The following is a 22,994-nucleotide window of genomic DNA, read 5'->3' on the forward strand; positions in this document are numbered from 1 at the left end:
TCATGCTGGCACGGCGGCAGGGGGGTGCGGCGGCGACGTGCCGCCCGCCGCGGGGAGCAGTACACCTACGGCGTACATGGCGCGGGACGGCCGAAGGGGCCGGATCGCGCTCCGCGATCCGGCCCCTTCAGATGCGATCGAGGCCCGCTACTTAACCGGCTCCGGTTCGGGCTCGCTCTCGGTCTCCGCCGCACCGGCCGGGTCGACCGGGGTCCGGACGGAGTCGAGCAGCAGCTGGGCGACGTCGACGACCTGGATCGATTCCTTGGCCTTGCCCTCGTTCTTCTTGCCGTTGACCGAGTCGGTGAGCATGACCAGGCAGAACGGGCAGGCGGTGGAGACGATGTCGGGGTTCAGCGACAGCGCCTCGTCCACGCGCTCGTTGTTGATGCGCTTGCCGATCCGCTCCTCCATCCACATCCGGGCGCCGCCGGCGCCGCAGCAGAAGCCGCGTTCCTTGTGGCGGTGCATCTCCTCGTTCCTGAGGCCCGGGACCTTGCCGATGATCTCGCGCGGCGGCGTGTAGATCTTGTTGTGGCGGCCCAGGTAGCAGGGGTCGTGGTAGGTGATGATGCCCTCGACCGGGGTGACCGGGACCAGCTTGCCCTCGTCGACCAGGTGCTGGAGCAGCTGGGTGTGGTGGATGACCTCGTAGTCGCCGCCGAGCTGCGGATACTCGTTGCCGAGCGTGTTCAGGCAGTGCGGGCAGGTGGCGACGATCTTCTTCGCCGACTTCGGCTTCTTCGTGGACGGGTCGTCGTCGTCCTCGCCGAAGGCCATGTTCAGCGCGGCGACGTTCTCCATGCCGAGCTCCTGGAACAGGGGCTCGTTGCCCAGTCGGCGGGCGGAGTCACCGGTGCACTTCTCGTCCCCGCCCATGATCGCGAACTTCACGCCCGCGATGTGCAGCAGCTCGGCGAACGCCTTGGTGGTCTTCTTCGCACGGTCCTCCAGCGCACCGGCGCAGCCGACCCAGTAGAGGTACTCGACCTCGGTGAGGTCCTCGATGTCCCGGCCCACGACCGGCACCTCGAAGTCGAGCTCCTTGGTCCACTCCAGGCGCTGCTTCTTGGCCAGGCCCCAGGGGTTGCCCTTCTTCTCCAGGTTCTTGAGCATGGTGCCCGCCTCGGACGGGAACGCGGACTCGATCATCACCTGGTAGCGGCGCATGTCGACGATGTGGTCGATGTGCTCGATGTCCACCGGGCACTGCTCGACACAGGCGCCGCAGGTGGTGCAGGACCACAGCACGTCCGGGTCGATGACGCCGTTCTCCTCGGCCGTGCCGATCAGCGGCCGCCCGGCCTCGGCCAGGGCGGACGCGGGCACCTCCGCCAGCTGCTCGGCGGACGCCTTCTCCTCGCCCTCCGCCGACATGCCGCCGCCGGCCAGCAGATAGGGCGCCTTGGCGTGCGCATGGTCGCGCAGCGACATGATCAGCAGCTTCGGGGAGAGCGGCTTCCCGGTGTTCCAGGCCGGGCACTGCGACTGGCAGCGACCGCACTCGGTGCAGGTGGAGAAGTCCAGCAGGCCCTTCCAGGAGAACTGCTCGACCTGGGAGACCCCGAAGACGTCGTCCTCGCCCGGGTCCTCGAAGTCGATCGGCTTGCCGCCCGAGGTCATGGGCTGGAGCGCGCCGAGCGCCGTCCCGCCGTCGGCGTTCCGCTTGAACCAGATGTTCGGGAAGGCCAGGAACCGGTGCCAGGCCACGCCCATGTTGGTGTTCAGGCTCACCGTGATCATCCAGATCATGGTGGTGCCGAGCTTGATCATGGCGAACAGATAGGTGAGGTTCTGCAGGGTGGTGAGGCCGAGCCCCTTGAACGCCAGGACCAGCGGGTACGAGGCGAAGTACGCGGCCTGGTAGTGGTCCACATGGTGCAGCGCGCCCTCGAGGCCCCGCAGCACCATGATCGCCAGGCCGATGACCAGGATGACGTACTCGACGAAGTACGCCTGTCCCATCTTCGAGCCCGTGAACCGGGACTTGCGGCCGGGCCGGGACGGCAGGCTCAGCAGCCGGATGACCATCAGCGTGATGATGCCCAGCGTCGTCATGGTGCCGATGAACTCGATGTAGAGCTCGTACGGCAGGAAGCCGCCGAGGACCGGCAGCGTCCAGTCGGCCCGGAAGAGCTGACCGTAGGCGTTGACGATGGTCGGCGGCAGGGTCAGAAAGCCGATGGCCACGAACCAGTGGGCGATGCCCACCACGCCCCATCGGTTCATGCGCGTATGGCCGAGGAACTCCCTGACCAGGGTCACGCTGCGCTGGTAGGGGTTGTCGGTGCGGCTGCCCGCGGGGACGGGCTGGCCGAGCTTGAAGTACCGGACGAACTGACCGATGGCGCGTGCGAGCAGCGCGACGCCGACCACGGTCAGGACCAGCGACACGATGATCGCGACCAGTTGCATGGGGGCTCCTCGGGCCTGCGAGGGGTGCCTCCGGCGTACAGCCTCTGTACTCCGGAGGAGTGATTACTAATCGGTAACTTATGTGGTTCGTCTGAGACTACCCACTAGTGCCGCCGCACTGTAGGGGAGCGCGCGGTGATCTGCGTCGCTGTGCCCCGGGGTGCCCCGGTCCCGTGCCGGCCCGGGCGAACCGGACCGCCGGGCGTGAACGGATGCGGACCACCCTGGGCCAGAACTTACCGGTGATCAGGGCCCGATGCGTGCCGGGACGGTCCGCGACGCCGTTCGACACCGCCCCGGGTGCGGTCTCGCGGCCGTACGGCAGGCCCCGCGTCCCGGCCCGGCAGCCGCCACCCGCCGTGCGCCGGACGGCGACCCTCGGCGCCCTGACGCGGCCCCCGGCCCAGGGGCGTGCGACGGGCCGACAGGGGGTGGCTCCCCCGCTTGGTGCCCACGAGTCCCTATCTTCTGCTCCGTGCATAGGGAACACAATGTCCCGTTTCGGGTGGTTCCCTCGGTCCCATGAGGGGTGCGTCTTGGATCTCCACGGTTTCCTGAAGGCCCTCGCCAGACGTTGGCCGATCGTCCTGCTCTGTCTGGTTCTCGCGGTCGGCGCGGCGCTGGCCGCGACGAACCTGAGCACCCCTGTCTACGAGGCCAGGGCCCAGCTCTTCGTCGCCACCCGCACCGGCGACGACACCGCCCAGCTGAATCAGGGGCAGAGCTTCTCGCAGGCCCGAGTGCAGTCGTACGCGGAGATCGTGACGACACGTCAGGTGACCGAGCCCGTGGTGAAGCAGCTGCGGCTGCACACCACACCGGAGGAACTGGCGTCCCGGATCAGCGCCGTCGCCCCGCTGAACACCGTGCTCATCGACATCACCGTCCGGGACACCGCGCCCCGGCGGGCCGCGAGCACCGCGAACGCCGTGGCGAAGCGGTTCAGTGCGGTGGTGGAGCGGCTGGAGACGCCCAAGCGCACACCGGGCCCGCAGCGGCAGGGGAAGAACCGGCGGACCGAGAGCGCCACCTCCCCCGTCTCCCTGGGCATCACCCAGGAGGCCACCGCCCCCGCCACCCCGGTCTCCCCCCGTCCGATGCTGAACCTGGGCGTGGGGGTGCTCGGCGGTCTGCTGCTCGGGGCCGGGTTCGTGGCGCTGCGCGAGACCCTCGACACCACGCTCAAGACCACCGAGGCGCTGGGCCGGTTCACCGAGCTGCCCGGCCTCGGCGCCATCCCCTACGACCGCAGCGCCCCCAGGAACCCGCTCGTCACGGCCGATGTGCACTCCAAGCGCGCCGAGGCCTTCCGCAAGCTGCGCACCAATCTGCAGTTCTCCCAGGTCGACGATCCGCCCCGGATCATCGTGGTGACGAGTTCGGTGCCCGGGGAGGGCAAGACCAACACCGCGGTGAACCTGGCCCTCTCGCTCTCCGAGGCGGGCGTCTCCACCTGTCTGGTGGACGGCGATCTGCGTCGCCCGTGCGTGGCCCGGACCTTCGGGCTGGTCCAGGACGCCGGTCTGACCACGGTGCTCATCGGGCAGGCCAGGACCGAGGACGTGATGCAGCAGGCGGGCGGCCGGCTCTCGGTGCTCGCCAGCGGTGCCGTACCGCCGAACCCCACGGAGCTGCTCGCCTCGGCCCGGATGGAGGAGGTGCTGCGCGAACTGGCGGACACCTTCGAGGTGGTGATCGTCGACAGCGCGCCGCTGCTGCCGGTCGCGGACACCGTCGGGCTCGCCTCCCTGGCCCAGGGCGCGTTGCTGGTCGTCCGTGCCGCGCGGACCCGCCGGGACCAGATCCGCACCGCCGCGGAATCGCTGGACCGGGTCGGCGTCCGGGTCCTCGGCACCGTCTTCAACATGGCCCCGATCCCCAAGGGCGACCGCTACGGTGCCTACGGCCGCTACGGGGAGCTGCCGGCCCCCCGGGCGGCGGCGCCGCGGCAGGGGGCCGCCGTGTCCATGGGGGCACGGCGCGCGGGCGAGAAGTGACCCGGATCCTGTTCGTCTGCACGGGCAATGTGTACCGCTCGGTGCTCGCCGAGCGGCTGCTGGCGGTGCGGCTCGCGCCCGGTGCGGCCGTGCTGCCGGAGAGCGCCGGCACCCGGGCGCGGCCCCGTCCCGGCATGGACCCCGCGGCCAGGGCGGTGCTGGAGCGGCTGGGCGGGGACGGCTCCGGCTTCACGGCCCGCCGGCTCACCGCTCCGCTGGTCGCGGACGCGGCCCTGGTGCTCGGGCTCGCACGTGAGCACCGGGAGGCCGCCGTGCGGCTCGCGCCCTCGGCGATGCGGCGCTGCTTCACCCTGAAGGAGTTCGTGCGTCTGGCGACGGACGGGACCGACGAGGCCCAGGACCGTGTGCCGGAAGAGGGCGCGGCGCGAGGCGCGACCGGCCTCGGCCCGGTGGTGGCGGCCGCGGCGGCCCGCCGGGGCGCCGTCCTCCCGGTCCCGGCGGCCGAGGACGAGGTCACGGACCCCTGGGACCGGCCCCATGAGGTGCTGGACGAGTGCGCCCAGGACATCGACCGGGCGGTGCGCCGGCTCGCCCTGCTGCTGGGCGGTGGTGGCGTGCGGGGATGAGGGTGGTGCGGCCCGCGGGCCCGGTTTCCCGTGCCGCCACCCGGTGTAGGTGCCCGGTTGCTGTGCGCCGTCGGATAAAAGTTGAGTCTGACTGACTCAGCTCTGTTGACGCCGCGCCGATGCCTCGTGCATCCTTGAGCCTGTTCCGCTCAAGTCAGCTGGAGGAATCGAAATGGCACGTGCGGTCGGCATCGACCTGGGCACGACTAACTCCGTCGTCAGCGTTCTGGAGGGCGGTGAGCCCACCGTCATCACCAACGCAGAGGGCGCCAGGACCACGCCGTCCGTCGTCGCCTTCGCCAAGAACGGTGAGGTGCTCGTCGGCGAGGTGGCCAAGCGTCAGGCGGTCACCAACGTGGACCGGACCATCCGGTCCGTGAAGCGTCACATGGGCACCGACTGGAAGATCGGGCTCGACGGCAAGGACTTCAACCCGCAGCAGATCTCCGCGTTCATCCTGCAGAAGCTGAAGCGGGACGCCGAGGCGTACCTGGGCGAGAAGGTGACCGACGCGGTCATCACCGTCCCGGCGTACTTCAACGACTCGGAGCGCCAGGCCACCAAGGAGGCCGGTGAGATCGCGGGCCTCAACGTCCTGCGCATCGTCAACGAGCCCACCGCGGCCGCCCTGGCCTACGGCCTCGACAAGGACGACCAGACCATTCTCGTCTTCGACCTCGGCGGCGGCACCTTCGACGTGTCCCTGCTGGAGATCGGTGACGGCGTCGTCGAGGTGAAGGCCACCAACGGTGACAACCACCTCGGTGGTGACGACTGGGACCAGCGCGTCGTCGACTACCTGGTCAAGCAGTTCCAGGCGGGTCACGGCGTGGACCTCAGCAAGGACAAGATGGCCATCCAGCGCCTCCGCGAGGCCGCCGAGAAGGCCAAGATCGAGCTGTCCTCGTCCTCCGAGACCTCGATCAACCTGCCCTACATCACCGCCTCCGCCGAGGGCCCGCTGCACCTGGACGAGAAGCTCACCCGGGCGCAGTTCCAGCAGCTGACGGCCGATCTGCTGGAGCGCTGCAAGACGCCGTTCTACAACGTCATCAAGGACGCCGGCGTCTCCGTCGACGACGTGGACCACATCGTCCTGGTGGGTGGCTCGACCCGTATGCCCGCCGTCGCCGAGCTCGTCAAGGAGCTGACCGGCGGCAAGGAGGCCAACAAGGGCGTCAACCCGGACGAGGTCGTCGCCATCGGCGCCTCGCTCCAGGCCGGTGTCCTCAAGGGTGAGGTCAAGGACGTCCTGCTCCTCGACGTGACCCCGCTGTCCCTCGGCATCGAGACCAAGGGCGGCATCATGACCAAGCTCATCGAGCGCAACACCACGATCCCGACCAAGCGGTCCGAGATCTTCACCACGGCCGAGGACAACCAGCCGTCGGTGCAGATCCAGGTCTACCAGGGCGAGCGCGAGATCGCGGCGTACAACAAGAAGCTCGGGATGTTCGAGCTGACCGGTCTGCCGCCGGCGCCGCGTGGCGTCCCGCAGATCGAGGTCTCCTTCGACATCGACGCCAACGGCATCATGCATGTCACGGCGAAGGACCTCGGCACCGGCAAGGAGCAGAAGATGACCGTCACCGGCGGCTCCTCGCTGCCGAGGGACGAGGTCGAGCGGATGCGCCAGGAGGCCGAGCAGTACGCGGAGGAGGACCACCGCCGCCGGGAGGCCGCCGAGGTCCGCAACCAGGGCGAGCAGCTCGTCTACCAGACGGAGAAGTTCCTCAAGGACAACGAGGACAAGGTCCCGGGCGAGATCAAGACCGAGGTCGAGGGTGCCGTCGGCGAGCTGAAGGAGAAGCTCAAGGGCGAGGACACCAACGAGATCCGGGTCGCCACGGAGAAGGTCGCCGCGGTCTCGCAGAAGCTGGGCCAGGCCATGTACGCGGACGCGCAGGCCGCCGGTGCCGCCGGAGCGGGTGCCGGTCAGCCGAAGGCGGACGACGACGTCGTCGACGCCGAGATCGTCGACGAGGACCGTAAGGACGGTGCGGCGTGACGGAGGAGGAGAAACCCGACGTCTCCTCCGGCGCCACCCCTGATGACGCCGAGCCGCAGGCCGCCGCCCCCTCCCCGGAGGAGGCGAAGGCCCCGGCGGGGGACACGGACGCAGGGACCGCAGCTCTGGTCGCCCAGCTGGACCAGGCCCGTACGGCGCTCGGTGAGCGCACGGCGGACCTCCAGCGCCTCCAGGCCGAGTACCAGAACTACCGTCGCCGGGTCGAGCGGGACCGGATCGCGGTCAAGGAGATCGCCATTGCGAACCTCCTGGGCGAGCTGCTGCCCGTGCTCGACGACATCGGCCGTGCACGGGAGCACGGTGAACTCGTCGGCGGATTCAAGTCCGTCGCGGAGTCGGTGGAGGCCGTCGCGGGCAAGATGGGCCTCCAGCAGTACGGCAAGGAGGGCGAGCCCTTCGACCCGACGGTGCACGAGGCCCTGATGCACTCGTACGCGCCGGACGTCACGGAGACGACGTGCGTGGCGATTCTGCAGCCCGGGTATCGCTTCGGCGAACGCATCATCCGCCCCGCGCGGGTGGCTGTCGCCGAGCCGCAGCCCGGTGCGCAGACGGTCAAGGCCGAGGAGACGGCCGAGACGGGCGAGGACAAGGAGAGCGGTGGCCCGGACGAGGGCTGACGTGATCGCCGCGGGGGTCCGCACCGGACCCCCCGCGGAAACCGACGCTGGACGGAAGGAGGGACGTCGGGGATGAGCACCAAGGACTTCATCGAGAAGGACTTCTACAAGGTCCTCGGCGTCCCCAAGGACGCCACCGAGGCCGAGATCAAGAAGGCGTACCGGAAGCTCGCCCGCGAGTTCCACCCGGACGCCAACAAGGGCAACGCCAAGGCGGAGGAGCGCTTCAAGGAGATCTCCGAGGCGAACGACGTCCTCGGCGACCCCAAGAAGCGCAAGGAGTACGACGAGGCGCGCGCCCTCTTCGGCAACGGCGGATTCCGGCCGGGGCCCGGGGCGGGCGGCGGTTCGTTCAACTTCGACCTCGGCGATCTCTTCGGCGGCCAGGGCGGCGCCGGGGGGAACTTCGGCGGCGGCGGTGGTCTCGGTGACGTCTTCGGGGGCCTGTTCAACCGTGGCGGCGGCGCGGGGACGCGCACCCAGCCGAGGCGCGGCCAGGACGTCGAGTCCGAGGTCACGCTGAGTTTCATGGAAGCGGTGGACGGCGCGACCGTGCCGCTGCGGATGTCCTCGCAGGCCGCCTGCAAGGCCTGCTCGGGCACCGGCGACAAGAACGGCACGCCGCGGGTGTGCCCGACCTGCGTCGGCACCGGGCAGGTGTCGCGCGGCTCGGGCGGCGGTTTCTCCCTGACCGACCCCTGCCCGGACTGCAAGGGCCGCGGTCTGATCGCGGAGGACCCCTGTGAGGTCTGCAAGGGCAGCGGCCGGGCGAAGTCGTCCCGGACGATGCAGGTCCGCATCCCGGCGGGCGTCACGGGCGGGCAGCGGATCCGGCTGCGCGGCAAGGGCGCGCCCGGCGAGCGGGGCGGCCCGGCCGGCGACCTCTATGTCGTCGTGCATGTGGACACGCACCCCGTGTTCGGCCGCAAGGGCGACAACCTGACCGTGACCGTGCCCGTGACGTTCGCGGAGGCGGCGCTCGGTGCCGAGGTCCGGGTTCCCACCCTCGGGGGGTCCCCGGTGACGCTGAAGCTTCCCCCGGGCACGCCCAACGGGCGCACCATGCGGGCCCGCGGCAAGGGCGCGGTCCGCAAGGACGGCACCCGCGGCGATCTGCTGGTCACCGTCGAGGTGAGTGTTCCCAGGGACCTGTCGGGGAAGGCTCGTGACGCGCTGGAGGCGTATCGCGAGGCGACCGCGGGTGAGGACCCGCGGGCGGAGCTGTTCCAGGCGGCGAAGGGAGCATGAGGAGATGGACGGCCGTCGACGCAACCCGTACGAACTGACCGAGGAGACCCCGGTCTACGTCATCTCGGTGGCGGCCCAGCTCTCCGGACTGCACCCGCAGACGCTGCGCCAGTACGACCGCCTGGGGCTGGTCTCGCCGGACCGTACGGCCGGCCGGGGCCGCCGCTATTCGGCCCGCGACATCGAACTGCTCCGTCAGGTGCAGCAGTTGTCGCAGGACGAGGGCATCAACCTGGCCGGTATCAAGCGCATCATCGAGCTGGAGAACCAGGTCGCCGCGCTCCAGGCCCGCATCGCGGAGCTGGAGGACGCGCTGGACGGCGCGGCGGCGGCGATGCGTCAGCGCGAGGCCGCGGTGCATGCCTCCTACCGTCGCGACCTGGTGCCGTACCAGGAGGTCCAGCAGACCAGTGCGCTGGTGGTGTGGCGGCCGAAGCGGCAGCAGCAGTCGGACTGACCCTCATGTGTGAGGGAGAGGGGGCCGGGAGCCGAGAGGCGTCCCGGCCCCCTCTTCGTTGTCCGGGCACGCCCCGGCGGACCGGCCGCGGGACCGCGCCGGGGCCGTCCCGGGCCGGCCGGGGACCCGCCTGACCGGGTCCGTCTTCTCCCCCTTCTCCCTCTTCCGGGATGTGACCGAAAAACGGCGTTCACGAGGAACGCCCTTTGAGGGTGCGGGCGATGCGGTGTGATGTGACGTGAATCACGCGGGAACCGTTGAGTCAAACACGCTGTGTATGTGGGTCGTTGACCGAACGTCAATTACCGTATCTGCCCAGGTGGTCAGCGGAATCTTCGCCTCGCGGAGGTTTCGGGAGGACCGTCGCACTAGACTCTCCCGGTCTTCACCTGACTTCCACGCAGATGCTGTTGCCATCTCGTTAACCGGTACTCCTTGACGCTGCATGCGGTTGCCGCGTTGGCTTTCAGCCACCTGGGTCGCAATGCTGCTCCCTCGCCCGGAAGGCACCTGATGTGAACGCTCGTACCCCCCGTAGGACTGCTGTGCGTCGTACTTCCATAGCCCTGGCCGCCTCGGTGTCGGCCGTCTCGCTCGCCGCATGCGGCGTCATCGACGGAGTCGGCGGCGGCAGCAGCTCCGCGGCGCCGAAGAAGGGGAACGACATCACAGTGGGACTTCTCCTTCCGGAGAAGGAGAACCCGCGGTACGACAAGTTCGACTACCCCATCATCAAGAAGCAGGTGCTCAACCTCACCGGCAACCAGGGCAAGGTCGTCTACGCCAACGCGGACGCGGACGCGGCCAAGCAGAGCCAGCAGCTCGACCGGATGATCAACGACAAGGTGGATGTGCTGCTGCTCGACGCGGTCGACGCCAAGGCCATCGCGCCGGGGGTGCAGAAGGCCAAGAACGCGGGCATCCCGGTCATCGCCTACGACCGGCTCGCCCAGGGCCCGATCGACGCGTACATCTCCTTCGACAACGAGCTGGTCGGTCAGGTGCAGGGCCGCGCCCTTCTCGAGGCGCTCGGCGACCAGGCCCCGAACAGCAAGATCGTCATGATGAACGGCTCGCTCACCGACCCCAACGCGGCGCAGTTCAAGGCGGGCGCGCTCGCCGAGCTCGACGGCAAGGTGAACATCGTCAAGACCTTCGACACCAAGGACTGGAAGCCGGCGAACGCCGAGGCGAACATGTCCGAGGCGATCCGCTCCGTGGGCCTGAGCGGCATCGCCGGGGTCTACTCCGCGAACGACGGCATGGCCGGTGCCGTCATCGACGCGCTCAAGCAGGCGGGCGCCACCAAGATCCCGCCGGTGACCGGGCAGGACGCGGATCTGGACGCGGTGCAGCGCATCGTCCTGGACGAGCAGTACATGAGCGTCTACAAGTCGTACCCGGAGGAGGCGAACAGCGCCGCGGAGATGGCGGTCGCCAAGGTCCAGGGCCGTTCCATCGAGTTCGACGCGCTGACCCGCGCCAAGGTCGACAGCCCGACGACCAAGGGCATTCCGGCGATGCTGGTGCCGGTGGTCGCGCTCACCCGGGCCAACATCGTGGACACGGTGATCCAGGACGGCATCTACACCGTCAAGGAGATCTGCACCCCGAAGCACAAGGCGGCGTGCGACGCCCTCGGTCTGAAGTAGCGCACCACCCCGGGCCGTTGGGCCCGAGGTGAGGACGACAGGTGCGGCGGGCGGGCGATGATGCCCGCCCGCCGTCGTGTTCCCGGGCGGCCGCGGATTCCCGTTCCCGCGCCCGGGAGGATCCGGGAAATTCCAGGCGATTCATGGGCGTCGAGGCGACGGAGCCGTGTTGCGGAGGCGGGCGGCTCCGCGCATAGTTGCGCTGCGAAGGCGTGTGGACGCGGTACGGACGGCCTGCTTCCACACCCCCACGCATGAACGTCGCTGGTGGAGCTGCATCGTTCAGCACGCCGGAGCCAGGAGTCGGATCCAGAGGTGGAAGATGGCCGGGCACGGGACGGACGCGCATCCGCACGGCGCTGACCGGCTCTGCGAGGTCGGCAACCGTGTGTACTCCCGGGCCGTGCGCCGGGGCCGAGTGCCCCGCGCCGACGCCGCGTCGGCGCCCTGCCTGCTGGAACTCGCGCTGCTGCACCCGGACCCCGACGACATGGACTGGCTGGTGCCGACCTCCCCGCAGGAGGTCATGACACGGTTGCTGCGCGGGGTGCACGAAGAGGTCGGGGCGAGCCAGGCACGGGTCGGGGCGGCGGTCGCCGCGGTCGAGTGGTACGCCGCGCTCGGCGGCCGTGAGCAGGGTCTTGTGGAGGGCGTGGCGATCCGTGTCCTGGACGGACTGCCGCGGATCCACGCCGCGATGGACGAGGCGACGGAGCGGTGCCGGACCGAGGTGCTGACCGTGCAGCCGGGCGGTATCCGCCGCGAGGAAGAACTCTCCGAGGGGCTGCACAGGGCGCTGGAGATGCGCCGCCGGGGGGTGCGCATGCGGGATCTGTACACCCATGTCGCCCGGCACGGCCAGGGCCTGCACACCTACATGGAGCTGATGGGCGACGCGGCCGAGGCGCGCACCCTCGACGAGGTGCCCGAGCGTCTGATCGTCTTCGACCGCGTGGTCGCCTTCATCCCGGCGAACGCCGACCGCACCCTCGCGCTGGAGCTGCGCCATCCGGCGGTGGTGGACTATCTGGTGACCGTGTTCGAGCGCTTCTGGCGCCTGGGGATCCCGCTCACCTCACCGCTCCCGGACACGGGCATCGACGGCATCACCCACCGGGAGCGCTCGATCGCGGCGCTGCTCGCGGAGGGCCATCAGGACGCGGCGGTCGCCGAACGCCTGGGCATCAGTGTCCGTACCTGCCGCGCGCACATCGCCCGGCTCTCAGAGACCCTGGGAGCGGCGAGCCGGACCCAGTTGGGCGTCCGTATCGCCCAGGCGGGCCTGGACGGGCCCACGGGCTCGCCCGGGCTCCTCCCGGCCGTGGCGCCCGGTGTCCCGGAGGCCCCGGCCGGCCTGTGAACCGGCGGAGCCGCACCGGGGCCCGCCGCGGGTGGGGGCGGACCCCGCCGCCTCACACCTGAGGGTCCTGGTCCTCCTGGTCCAGGATGCCGGACTGTGCGATGAGATAGCCGAGTTGGGCCCGGCTGCCGCTGCCGAGGGCGCTGGCGAGCTTGGCGATATGGGCCCGGCAGGTGCGTACGTTCATGCCCAGGCGGCGCGCTATGGCCTCGTCGACATGGCCCTCGACGAGAAGCTTGGCGATCGAGTGCTGGATCTCCGTGATGCCGTCGGGGGCGGCCTCGTAGGGGGCTCCGGTGCTGAGCGGCACCGCGCGGGACCACATGAACTCGAAGACCTTGATCAGATAGCGGACGAGCCCCTGATGGCGGAGTTCCAGGGCGACCTGGCGGTCGTCCCGCGTGGGGATGAACGCGACCGTCTCGTCGCAGATGATCAGGCGCTCCACCAGTTCGTCGATGGTGCGGTACTCGGCCTTGCCGTCGGTGAACTGGGCCACGTACCCGAGGGTCTCGGGGCTGTAGCGGGCCGTGTGCTGATAGAGCGTGCGGATGCGCACCCCGCGCTCGATCAGCGGACGGTCGCGCTCCAGTCCCTGCAGGAGCGTGTGCTCCAGCCGGCGGCTGCTGGGCTGCACGGTGAGCATCTCCGACCGGCACTCGGAGGTGGCCTGATCCAGCGCTGTGTTGATCCTCTCCAGGCCCTCCAGGACCGTGATGGAGTGCGTCGGCGTCGACACCTGGGCACTCAGTGCCATGAACGGCTCGAAGGCCTCCGCCAGCTCGACCGACACGCGCCTGCGCTCGGCGATCTCGCGTTCGAGGGGATTGAGCCGGTGGGCCAGGGCGACCGACGGGGGGATGGGCCGGAGCCAGTTCGCGTCGTCCGGATCGGGATGGAGCAGGGCGAACTCCATCAGGCAGGGGACGGGTTCCACGTCCGCGCGGGCGATACGTCCCGTGCGCAGGGCATGGGCGTATAGACGGCTGCCTTCCTCGCACAGCTCGGTCATCGCATGGGGATGTGATGCTTTGGTTGGATTCGCCATGAAATCTCCACCCCCCAGGCTCCTGAACATGCAGGAACATGATGCATCGACCGTGTGGCCATGACGTGCCTGAATGAGCCATCGTCTTGTTCGACGGGGGAAGAGGGGACCTTCAAGTGAGGACGAAGCCGACTATGCGCAAGAGAATGCTTCGCTCGGTTCTTGTTGTCGCCTTCTCCGCCGTTATGGCCATCGGTGCACTGACTGGCCTCTCGGAAGAGAAGGGCGACGCTCCGGCGGACAGTACCTGGGGAGCGATTGCCAATGACGTTGTGATCAGCGGCGGTGCTGCATCTGCTGCTCCTGCTAGGGCAGACGACAGCACGTGGGGCTGACCGATGACGATGCCTCCGGACGACCGCTCCTTCCGACGTGAAATGGCCACCGCCTACCGCTCGGGCTGGCACTTCATCGACCTGGTGACGGCCATCCCGCACAACGGTGACTCGTTGATGGTGACCGTGTTCGGGGAGCCCGTGGTGGTGACCCGGGACGACGACGAGGATGTACGGGCGTACCGGCTGCTGCGGCGGCCTCGGGGGGCGCCGCAGCCTGTACGGTGCGCCATCCGGTACGGAATGATCTTTGTGAACCTCGACCGGCGCGACCATCGGCTGGCCGAGACCGGCGGTCCGGAAATACGGACCATGACAGCCACCCCCCGCAGTGCCTGACGCGATTCCCCCGTCGTAAAGATCGCTCAGGTGCTTCCCCCCGCAGCGGCGTCACCGTGACCTGAACACGGTGACGCCGCTGTAGTTTTTGCGGTACATGTCGCTCTATCGCCCGGGTTTCACGGTGGCTGAAACCAGCCCGTCCGGCGCCCTATGGGAGCGCTCCCGTCCATGCCGCCCGTGGCGGGCCGCCCGGCGGCGCCTTTCCCCGCGCCCTGCCCCTCGTGTCCCACTCCTTGCGCCCCCGCCTTCGGGGTCCCGCCGGTGTCGCCTTCCCTGGCATTCCTTCATTCCTGGCTCCTTCCCCTCCTGGCCGTGCCTTGAGTGGAATAGACTCAACTTTGTGTACGTTGCTGCCGTCAGAGTGCAAGCTGACAGCTGAGTGCGGCCGAGCAAGGAGGAGAAGGCGAACGTGGATGCCGAGCTGACCAACAGGAGCCGGGACGCGATCAACGCGGCCGGCAGCCGGGCCGTGTCGGAGGGGCACCCCGACCTCACCCCCGCCCATCTGCTCCTCGCGCTGCTCGAGGGGCAGGACAACGAGAACATCGTCGATCTGCTGGCCGCCGTGGACGCCGACCAGGTCGCCGTGCGGTCCGGTGCCGAGCGGGTGCTCGCGGGGCTGCCCAGCGTGACCGGGTCGACCGTCGCACCGCCCCAGCCCGACCGCGAGCTGCTCGCCGTGATCGCCGACGCGACCAAGCGCGCCAAGGACCTCGGGGACGACTACCTTTCCACCGAACACCTGCTCATCGGCATCGCGGAGAAGGGCGGCGCCGCCGGCGACGTACTCTCCCGTCAGGGAGCGAACGCCAGGAAGTTGCAGGACGCGTTCCAGAAGACCAGGGGAGGACGCCGGGTGACGACCCCGGATCCCGAGGGCCAGTACAAGGCGCTCGAGAAGTTCGGCACCGATCTCACCGCCGCCGCGCGCGACGGCAAGCTGGACCCGGTCATCGGCCGGGACCAGGAGATCCGCCGCGTGGTGCAGGTGCTGTCCCGCCGCACGAAGAACAACCCGGTGCTCATCGGCGAGCCCGGCGTCGGCAAGACCGCCGTCGTGGAGGGGCTCGCCCAGCGGATCGTGAAGGGCGATGTGCCGGAGTCCCTCAGGGACAAGCGGCTGGTCGCGCTCGACCTGGGCGCCATGGTCGCGGGCGCGAAGTACCGCGGCGAGTTCGAGGAGCGGCTGAAGACCGTCCTCGCCGAGATCAAGGACTCCGACGGCCGGATCATCACCTTCATCGACGAACTGCACACCGTCGTGGGCGCCGGAGCCGGCGGCGACTCCGCCATGGACGCCGGCAATATGCTCAAGCCGATGCTGGCCCGCGGTGAGCTGCGCATGGTCGGTGCCACGACCCTCGACGAATACCGCGAGCGGATCGAGAAGGACCCGGCGCTGGAGCGGCGCTTCCAGCAGGTGCTGGTCGCCGAGCCGACCGTCGAGGACACCATCGCCATCCTGCGCGGGCTCAAGGGCCGCTACGAGGCCCACCACAAGGTGCAGATCGCGGACAGCGCACTGGTCGCCGCGGCCACCCTCTCCGACCGGTACATCACCTCCCGCTTCCTGCCCGACAAGGCCATCGACCTGGTCGACGAGTCGGCGTCGCGGCTGCGCATGGAGATCGACTCCTCCCCGGTGGAGATCGACGAGCTCCAGCGTGCCGTCGACCGGCTCCGCATGGAGGAGCTGGCGCTGAGCAAGGAGACCGACCAGGCCTCCAGGCAGCGGCTGGAGAAGCTGCGCCGCGACCTCGCCGACAAGGAGGAGGAGCTGCGCGGTCTGACCGCCCGCTGGGAGAAGGAGAAGCAGTCCCTCAACCGCGTCGGTGAGCTGAAGGAGCGGCTCGACGAGCTGCGCGGCCAGGCCGAGCGCGCCCAGCGCGACGGCGACTTCGACACCGCCTCCAAGCTGCTGTACGGCGAGATCCCGACCGTGGAGAAGGAGATGGAGGCCGCCTCCGAGGCCGAGGAGGAGGCGTCCAAGGACACCATGGTGAAGGACGAGGTCGGCTCCGACGACATCGCGGACGTGGTCGCCTCCTGGACCGGCATCCCCGCCGGACGCCTGCTGGAGGGCGAGACGCGGAAGCTGCTGCGCATGGAGGAGGAGATCGGCCGGCGGCTCATCGGCCAGAGCGAGGCGGTGCGCGCGGTGTCGGACGCGGTGCGCCGCAGCCGGGCCGGGATCGCCGACCCGGACCGTCCGACCGGCTCGTTCCTCTTCCTCGGCCCCACCGGCGTGGGCAAGACCGAACTCGCCAAGGCGCTCGCCGACTTCCTCTTCGACGACGAGCGGGCGATGGTCCGCATCGACATGTCGGAGTACAGCGAGAAGCACAGCGTCGCCCGGCTGGTCGGTGCCCCGCCCGGATACATCGGCTACGAGGAGGGCGGCCAGCTGACCGAGGCGGTCCGCCGCCGCCCGTACAGCGTGGTGCTCCTTGACGAGGTCGAGAAGGCCCACCCGGAGGTCTTCGACATCCTGCTCCAGGTGCTGGACGACGGCCGGCTGACGGACGGGCAGGGCCGCACGGTCGACTTCCGCAACACGATCCTGGTGCTGACCTCGAACCTGGGCAGCCAGTTCCTGGTCGACCCGGTGGCGGGCGAGGAGGAGAAGAAGGAGCAGGTCCTGGAGGTGGTCCGGGCCTCCTTCAAGCCGGAGTTCCTCAACCGGCTGGACGACCTGGTGGTCTTCTCGGCGCTGACCAAGGAGGAGCTGGCCCGGATCGCACAGCTCCAGATCGACAGCCTGGCCCGGCGGCTGGCCGAGCGGCGGCTGACCCTGGAGATCACGCCGGAGGCGCTGACCTGGCTCGCGGACGAGGGCAACGACCCGGCGTACGGCGCCCGCCCGCTGCGCCGCCTGGTCCAGACCGCCATCGGCGACCGGCTGGCCAAGCAGATCCTGGCCGGGGAGATCAAGGACGGGGACACGGTCCGGGTGGACACCTTCCCGGCCCCGGCCGACCCGGACCACCCCCAGGGCGGCGGGCTGATCGTGGGCCCGGTACCGGCCAAGACGCTGTGACCGGGGTCCGGGCCGCGTAGGCATCGGGCGGCGAGGCATCGGGCGGCGAGGCATCGGGCGGAGGGGTGCGAGGGCGGCTGCACGACCGCTCTCGCACCCCCCGGACGTGCCGGGCCTGGCCCCGCTCCCCTCGCCGTGGCCGCCATGAATTCACCGTGAACAGGTCCTGAAGGGGAACGGCCCCCTGGCGACGCGTTTTCGGACATCGCACACGGTCAGCGAGGGGGGAGAAGCGGTCTGTGCGCGTATACGGCCCACCGCCGTTCAGGGGGCGGCGCGCACCGTAGGGATCGTGTCAGCCTCCGGCGGACACGCCCGTCCGGGGTTGCCAGCCCCCTCCCCGGATGGGGGAGGATGGCGGAATCCGTACGAAGGGAAGAACACGGTGAGCATCGACCCGTCCTCGATTCCGAATTTCGGGGGCCAGCCCGAGCAGCAGCCGCCGGCAGGCCCTGTGGTTCCGGATCAGGACCTCGTGAAGCAGCTCCTGGACCAGATGGAGCTCAAGCACCTCGTCGACGAAGAGGGTGACCTCGTCGCGCCGTGGGAGCAGTTCCGTACGTACTTCATGTTCCGCGGCGAGGGCGACCAGCAGGTCTTCTCGGTGCGGACGTTCTACGACCGGCCGCACAAGATCGACGAGAAGCCGCAGCTGCTGGAGTCCATCGACGACTGGAACCGGCGCACGCTGTGGCCCAAGGTGTACAGCCACACGCACGACGACGGCACCGTCCGCCTCATCGGTGAGGCGCAGATGCTGATCGGCACGGGCGTCAGCCTGGAGCACTTCGTCTCGTCGACCGTCAGCTGGGTGCGGGCCGCCATCGAGTTCGACCGGTGGCTCGTCGAGCAGCTCGGCCTCGCGGAGGACGTCGACGACGCGGACGCGGACAAGCCCGAGGACGACGAAGAGTAGACCCGGCTGGAGGGGCGACCGGGCCGGCACCACGCGTACGCCCCCATGGACCGAAAGAGCCCGGCCAGGACGCCAGCCACGCGGCGGCGCACCGGGGCCGGGCTCTCGTCGTGCCGGTGAGGAGTCGGCTGTCCTGGATCACCCTTCACCCGCCGATGTCCTCGGCGAGGCTGAGGGGATGGGGGTACGTGCCGACCAGAAGTCGGAGTGAATGTAGGGGAGCCCCTTGGATTCCGGGGAGCCCGGCTCAAGGGGCTTCCTGGGGGCTTCGGTGACCTTCGACTCGGTGACACACGGGGAAGCCACGTGGAATCCCGCCTGGCCCTTGTACCCGAACTCCAGACTGACCTGGAAACCGTCTGGTGCGGTCATGAAGATCGCCGGCATGTCGGCGCTATTGCGCACCGACTTGATCTGGTAACCCTCGTTCTTCCAGTAGCGCTCGACGACACCGAGGAAGCTGCCACGCCGCTCGGTCGAGATAATGGTCATTACATAGCGTCGACGGGTTACCGCCCCAGTACCGGTGCCATCGTTCCTGAGGTCGGTGCAGCTCGAGTCGCTCGACGGCCCCCGCATGGCCACGACCGGCGGGTTGATCGCCTTGAGGGTCGCATCGATGATGCCCTCTGCGTGATCCGCCGCCTCCCGCATGTTCATGGTGGTCTCCTTCGACGCGTCCGCCTTCTTTCCCTCGCTTCCGCCACCGTCGCCGATGAAGCCGCAGCCAGATACGACGAGAGTTGACGTCACAAGGGTCACGACACGGATTTTCATCGATGCTCATCCCAGGTCACGAGGTCGGAACGGCCCGCGACGATGGCCGCGATATTTGCGGCGGACACAGGATCCTTGTCCCTGGCCGGATTGAAATAATTGGAATGTGCCGGAGTAGGCCCCTGCCCGGCGATCACCGCCATCGGGCCGTCGAGCACCTTGAATCGTCTGGCACCGAACGCCTCGCTGGCCGGGTCCTTGCCGAACCAGACGTCGTCATCGCCTTGATCCGCGAGGTCCCCGAAGAAGTACGCCCCGACCGGACCGCCGCCCAGGAAGCCGACGGTGCCGGCCACGGCTTCCTTCCTCGACGGCAGGTGGCTGACAGGGTCGTTCTCAGCCGCGCCGACAAACACGTGGTCCTTGCCGACCCCCAGGTCATCCGCCTTGTCGACGCCGACGCCGGGGCTCCCGAGAAGGATGATGTCATCGGCCCCGGGGATGCCTCCTGGCTGTTGTGCCGCCGCCCCCACCAGACGGGAGCCGTAGGAGTGCCCGATCGCGACCAGGTGCGGGTCCTCGGTGTCGTTCGTGGCGGCGAGCCCGCCCATGAACGAGTTGTACGCCGGCGCGCCCTTCTCCGCGTCATGTGCCGACATCACATCGGTGTCGGACAACAATGCAGCGGGGGCCAGGGAAGCGGAGAGCTGTGGTGCGTCGTAGCCCAGCCACACGATGGACGCGCTGGACGGATCCTTGTCCCGGGCGTCGACCGCAGTGTCATAGGCGCGCTTCACATCGTTCCTGGCGAAATCCGTGTCCAGGGCAGTACCGAGACCCGGAACATATGCCGACACGTTCTTCGATGTGTCAGGGTTCCCAAAAGAGACGATGGCCCGACCGAGCCCTTCGTCGCCGATCCCCAGCAGATACATGGGCGGCTCTTTCGGGTCCACCAGTTGCTTTGCGGCATTTTCCTGCAGCTGCTGTCGGATGCTCTGGAGAGCGTCCAACTGCGCCTTGGCCCTGGTGTCGTCTTCACCCGAGAGCTTGCCGATCAGAATGTCCAGGTTCTCGCGGTTGACCTCGTCGCGGATCGCGGAGGGGATGCCGTCCAGGTTGCCGATGAGCTCCGGGAACGCGCGCTTGTACTCGTCGCGCTGCTCCGCGCTGAGGCCGTCCCACCACTGCTTGCGGTCGGCGGGTGTCTTGTCCAGGGGGATGTGGTCCTGGAGATACCTGCTGGCGGCCGAGCTGACGGCTTGGACGTCGGACGCCACGTCGGCCCAGGTACCGATGCCGACTCTGAGCCCCGGGGCCGCCCGGAGTCGCGCCAGCGCTCTGCTGTACCGGACGTCGGTCTCTGTGGCCTCCTGCACGGCGTGGGCGATGCGGTCGGCGATGTCCTGGGCCTTCGCGCGGTGCGGGTTGGGGCTGTGCAGCCCGGAGGCGTCGGGGCCGAGTCCGGGGGTGTACCGGCCCGTGTTGCCCTGGACGGTCCCCCCGGGGAGCTCGCCACCGGTCGCCTCGTTCTCGCCGCCGGCGGGGTACCCGACACCGCCGTCCGCGTCCACGCTGTACGACAACGCCTTCGCGTCGTCCAGTGCCTCCAGCAGGCGGCGTCTCGGGGCGGTGATCTCGGACGAGAAACCGTTGAGCGCTCCGCTGATCAAGCCGCACTCGACCTGGGTGTAGTGGAAGTTCTCCGACAGCCTGCGCAGTTGCTTCAGCGCCGCGTCGGCCGCCTCGCCCTTCTCGGCCTTCCGCAGGGACGCGGCGATCTGCCGGTCGACGCGGTCCTTGGCCGCGTCGGCCATGTCGCTCACCGCGCGATACCCGTCGGCTGCGTCCGCGTACCCGGACGGGGCGACGGACTTGAGCGTCTCGAGGTCCATGCCTCCGGATCACCGGCCCTTGCCGGAAGTGCCGATCAGCCTGGCGACCTCGGCCCTGACGGCTTCGTCGGTCCTCAGCTGGCCCTCGCCCGTCTTCTCCAGCACGCCGACGAGCCCGTCGCACAGCTCGCCGATGTCCTTCACCCGGCGTTCCCAGGAGTCGTACACGCCCTTCTGGGCCACCGCCGTCAGACACCGGGGCCCCTTGTCGAGCCCCGTCTGGCCGTGCTCCAGCTTCGTCAGCGCCGTGCCGATGCCGTCCCGCAGCTCGCCGACGTCCCGGCCGGCCGCGGACCACGCCTCCCTGTCGGACCTGAGCCTGCCGGCGGTGCCGCTGCCACGGGTGCCGCCCTGGTCGGCGGGCAGCCGGTCGAGCCGCGTCCCTGCGCGGTGTCGTCCGGCCGCCGCGGCCTTGAGCTGCTCCCACTCCTCCCACACCCCGAGCGGTCCTCCTCCCGTGTCGTGCCGTGCACCGCCGGGCCGTTGTGCAGGTGCGACCGCAATGCTGCACTGCCGGGAGGCGCCGTACGACCCCTTCGCCACGCGATTCATCCGTTCCGGTCACGACGGGTGACCGAGCGTGCATGGTGGCGGACCGGGCTGGGGCGGGTCAGTTCGTCAGGGATTTCAGGCGGTGGGTGGCCTCTTCGAGGATCTCGGTGCGCTTGCAGAAGGCGAAGCGGACGAAGGGGGCGCCGGCCTCGCGGTGGTCGTAGAAGACCGCGTTCGGGATGGCGACGACGCCCGCGCGCTCCGGCAGGGCGCGGCAGAAGGCGAAGCCGTCGCTCTCGCCGAGGGGGCGGATGTCGGTGGTGACGAAGTAGGTGCCCGCCGGGCGGAACACCTCGAAGCCCGCCTCCGTGAGCCCGGTCGCCAGCAGATCCCGCTTGGCCCGCATGTCCGCGCGGAAGTCCTCGAAGTACGAGTCCGGCAGGCGGAGCGCCTCGGCGACGGCGTACTGGAAGGGCCCGGACGCCACATAGGTCAGGAACTGCTTGGCCGAGCGCACCGCCGTGAGCAGCTCCGGCGCCGCCGTCACCCAGCCGACCTTCCAGCCGGTGAACGAGAAGGTCTTGCCGGCCGAGCCGATGGTGACCGTCCGCTCGCGCATGCCCGGGAAGGTCGCGAGCGGCACATGCTCGGCGTCGTCGAAGACCAGGTGTTCGTAGACCTCGTCCGTGACGACGAGCAGGTCCCGCTCCACGGCCAGTTCGGCGATCGCCCGCAGTTCCTCGCGGGTGAGCACGGTGCCGGTCGGGTTGTGCGGGGTGTTGATCAGCAGCAGCCGGGTGCGCTCGGTGACGGCGTCGCGCAGCTCGTCGAGGTCGAGCCGGAAGGCACCCTCGTGCGGCCGCAGCGTCACCGGTACCCGACGGCCGCCCGCCATGGCGATGCAGGCGGCGTAGGAGTCGTAGTACGGCTCCAGGGCGATCACCTCGTCGCCGGGCTCCACGAGTGCCAGCAGTGCCGCCGCGATCGCCTCGGTGGCGCCCGCCGTGACCAGCACCTCGGTGTCGGGGTCGTGGGACAGGCCGTACCGCCGCTGCTGGTGCGCGGCGATCGCGGTGCGCAGCTCGGGGACGCCGGGACCCGGCGGGTACTGGTTGCCCCGCCCGTCGCGCAGAGCCCGTACCGCGGCCTCGCGGATCTCCTCGGGGCCGTCGGCGTCGGGGAAACCCTGCCCGAGATTGAGAGACCCGGTGCTGACGGCGAGGGCCGACATCTCGGCGAAGATCGTCGTCCCGAACTCGGCGAGCCGGCGGTTGAGGAGGGGGCGCGCGCTGAAGGTCATGGCCGCCATCCTGCGCCCAAGCTCTGGACTTCCTCAACTCTGCTTTGCCGGGAACGGCGTGGGGGCATCCCCGGTGCACGGAACGCGGGCGGACCCACGGGGGGTCGCCTCGGGGGAGGCGGAAGGAGGGCGGCGCCATGGTCGTCGTCATCGTCCTGGTGGTGCTGGTGGTGCTGGTTGTCGCGGCGTCGATCGTCAGGCCGTACAACGCTCGGCGTGGGAACAGGGGCGCGGCTCGGGGTGGGCGCGGTGGCCGGTCCATCCGCACCGGCGGTCGGTCCACCGGCGCCGGGGACCGGTCCGGCGGGGGCGGAGCCGCCGGTGACGCCGGGGGCAGCAGCTGGTGGGCCGACGGGGGAGACGGCGGTTCGTCGTCGGACGGCCCGTCGGGCGGCGGGCACTCGGGCGGCGGGCACTCCGGCGGCCACCACTCCTGCGGCGGCGGGCATTCCTGCGGCGGGGGCGGATCGTCGTGCGGCGGGGGCGGCGGCTGCGGCGGAGGCAACTGATCCGGGGCAGCCGGGCTCCACGGGGGAGAAGCGCCCGG

The 22,994-nt window shown here is 69.8% G+C and carries 18 protein-coding genes; 12 read left to right on the top strand and 6 right to left on the bottom strand.

Annotated elements, in window-relative coordinates:
• Positions 1-147: 147 nt before the first annotated feature.
• Positions 148-2,415, bottom strand: coding sequence for a (Fe-S)-binding protein (locus CP978_RS18195; RefSeq protein ID WP_043442306.1), 2,268 nt, complete (start codon positions 2,413-2,415; stop codon positions 148-150).
• Between the two features lie 536 nt (positions 2,416-2,951).
• On the opposite strand from CP978_RS18195, the gene CP978_RS18205 reads away from it, so the two are divergent.
• The 8 genes from CP978_RS18205 (at position 2,952) to CP978_RS18240 (ending at position 12,365) form a co-directional block, all read left to right on the top strand.
• Positions 2,952-4,412 carry a tyrosine-protein kinase domain-containing protein gene (locus CP978_RS18205; protein ID WP_052454171.1) on the top strand — a complete coding sequence of 487 codons (1,461 nt, stop codon included), beginning with the start codon at positions 2,952-2,954 and terminating at the stop codon, positions 4,410-4,412.
• Positions 4,409-4,999 (top strand): arsenate reductase/protein-tyrosine-phosphatase family protein, encoded by a 591-nt coding sequence (locus tag CP978_RS35265; RefSeq protein WP_043442309.1) that lies wholly within the window; start codon positions 4,409-4,411, stop codon positions 4,997-4,999. The genes CP978_RS18205 and CP978_RS35265 overlap by 4 nt, the downstream gene beginning before the upstream one ends.
• Before the next feature lie 172 nt (positions 5,000-5,171).
• Positions 5,172-7,007, top strand: a complete 1,836-nt coding sequence (dnaK, locus tag CP978_RS18215; protein ID WP_043442313.1) for a molecular chaperone DnaK — start codon at positions 5,172-5,174, stop codon at positions 7,005-7,007.
• The gene (gene grpE / locus CP978_RS18220) at positions 7,004-7,648 is read left to right on the top strand and encodes a nucleotide exchange factor GrpE (protein WP_043442315.1); all 645 of its coding nucleotides are present in this window, start codon (positions 7,004-7,006) and stop codon (positions 7,646-7,648) included. Before dnaK ends, grpE begins: the two co-directional genes overlap by 4 nt.
• A 72-nt stretch (positions 7,649-7,720) precedes the next feature.
• A complete protein-coding gene (gene dnaJ / locus CP978_RS18225; RefSeq protein WP_043442318.1) occupies positions 7,721-8,896 on the top strand; it encodes a molecular chaperone DnaJ in 1,176 nt (391 codons plus the stop codon).
• Positions 8,897-8,900: 4 nt separating this feature from the next.
• Complete coding sequence (locus tag CP978_RS18230) at positions 8,901-9,353, top strand: heat shock protein transcriptional repressor HspR (RefSeq protein WP_043442321.1); 453 nt, start codon at positions 8,901-8,903, stop codon at positions 9,351-9,353.
• Between the two features lie 545 nt (positions 9,354-9,898).
• On the top strand, positions 9,899-11,005 hold the full coding sequence (locus CP978_RS18235) for a sugar ABC transporter substrate-binding protein (protein WP_043442323.1): 1,107 nt from the start codon (positions 9,899-9,901) through the stop codon (positions 11,003-11,005).
• A 322-nt stretch (positions 11,006-11,327) separates the two neighbouring features.
• A complete protein-coding gene (locus CP978_RS18240) occupies positions 11,328-12,365 on the top strand; it encodes a helix-turn-helix transcriptional regulator (RefSeq protein ID WP_043442325.1) in 1,038 nt (345 codons plus the stop codon).
• Between the two features lie 52 nt (positions 12,366-12,417).
• Here CP978_RS18240 and CP978_RS18245 read toward each other — a convergent pair whose 3' ends face one another.
• A complete protein-coding gene (locus CP978_RS18245) occupies positions 12,418-13,413 on the bottom strand; it encodes a helix-turn-helix domain-containing protein (RefSeq protein WP_167748012.1) in 996 nt (331 codons plus the stop codon).
• Positions 13,414-13,751: 338 nt separating this feature from the next.
• Here CP978_RS18245 and CP978_RS18255 point away from each other — a divergent pair, with 338 nt between their 5' ends.
• The 3 genes from CP978_RS18255 to CP978_RS18265 all read left to right on the top strand — a co-directional run bounded on the left by CP978_RS18255 (position 13,752) and on the right by CP978_RS18265 (position 18,043).
• On the top strand, positions 13,752-14,087 hold the full coding sequence (locus CP978_RS18255; protein ID WP_043442330.1) for a Rieske (2Fe-2S) protein: 336 nt from the start codon (positions 13,752-13,754) through the stop codon (positions 14,085-14,087).
• A gap of 412 nt (positions 14,088-14,499) precedes the next feature.
• Positions 14,500-17,127, top strand: a complete 2,628-nt coding sequence (gene clpB / locus CP978_RS18260) for an ATP-dependent chaperone ClpB (protein ID WP_043448892.1) — start codon at positions 14,500-14,502, stop codon at positions 17,125-17,127.
• Positions 17,128-17,512: 385 nt separating this feature from the next.
• On the top strand, positions 17,513-18,043 hold the full coding sequence (locus CP978_RS18265) for a YbjN domain-containing protein (RefSeq protein ID WP_043442334.1): 531 nt from the start codon (positions 17,513-17,515) through the stop codon (positions 18,041-18,043).
• A gap of 138 nt (positions 18,044-18,181) precedes the next feature.
• On the opposite strand, the gene CP978_RS18270 is transcribed toward CP978_RS18265, so the two are convergent.
• The 4 genes from CP978_RS18270 to CP978_RS18285 all read right to left on the bottom strand — a co-directional run bounded on the left by CP978_RS18270 (position 18,182) and on the right by CP978_RS18285 (position 22,456).
• Positions 18,182-18,805, bottom strand: coding sequence for a hypothetical protein (locus tag CP978_RS18270; RefSeq protein WP_227745408.1), 624 nt, complete (start codon positions 18,803-18,805; stop codon positions 18,182-18,184).
• Between the two features lie 11 nt (positions 18,806-18,816).
• Positions 18,817-20,655, bottom strand: coding sequence for an alpha/beta hydrolase (locus tag CP978_RS18275; protein WP_043442340.1), 1,839 nt, complete (start codon positions 20,653-20,655; stop codon positions 18,817-18,819).
• A 9-nt stretch (positions 20,656-20,664) separates the two neighbouring features.
• Complete coding sequence (locus CP978_RS18280; protein ID WP_043442343.1) at positions 20,665-21,093, bottom strand: hypothetical protein; 429 nt, start codon at positions 21,091-21,093, stop codon at positions 20,665-20,667.
• A 172-nt stretch (positions 21,094-21,265) separates the two neighbouring features.
• Positions 21,266-22,456: a pyridoxal phosphate-dependent aminotransferase gene (locus CP978_RS18285; protein WP_043442345.1), complete on the bottom strand. Its 1,191-nt coding sequence runs from the start codon at positions 22,454-22,456 to the stop codon at positions 21,266-21,268.
• A gap of 128 nt (positions 22,457-22,584) precedes the next feature.
• Between CP978_RS18285 and CP978_RS18290 the strand changes: the two genes are divergently transcribed.
• Positions 22,585-22,956 carry a hypothetical protein gene (locus CP978_RS18290; RefSeq protein ID WP_043442347.1) on the top strand — a complete coding sequence of 124 codons (372 nt, stop codon included), beginning with the start codon at positions 22,585-22,587 and terminating at the stop codon, positions 22,954-22,956.
• Positions 22,957-22,994 lie beyond the last annotated feature (38 nt).

It is taken from the genome of Streptomyces nodosus (assembly GCF_008704995.1).
Classification (GTDB): Bacteria; Actinomycetota; Actinomycetes; order Streptomycetales; family Streptomycetaceae; genus Streptomyces; species Streptomyces nodosus.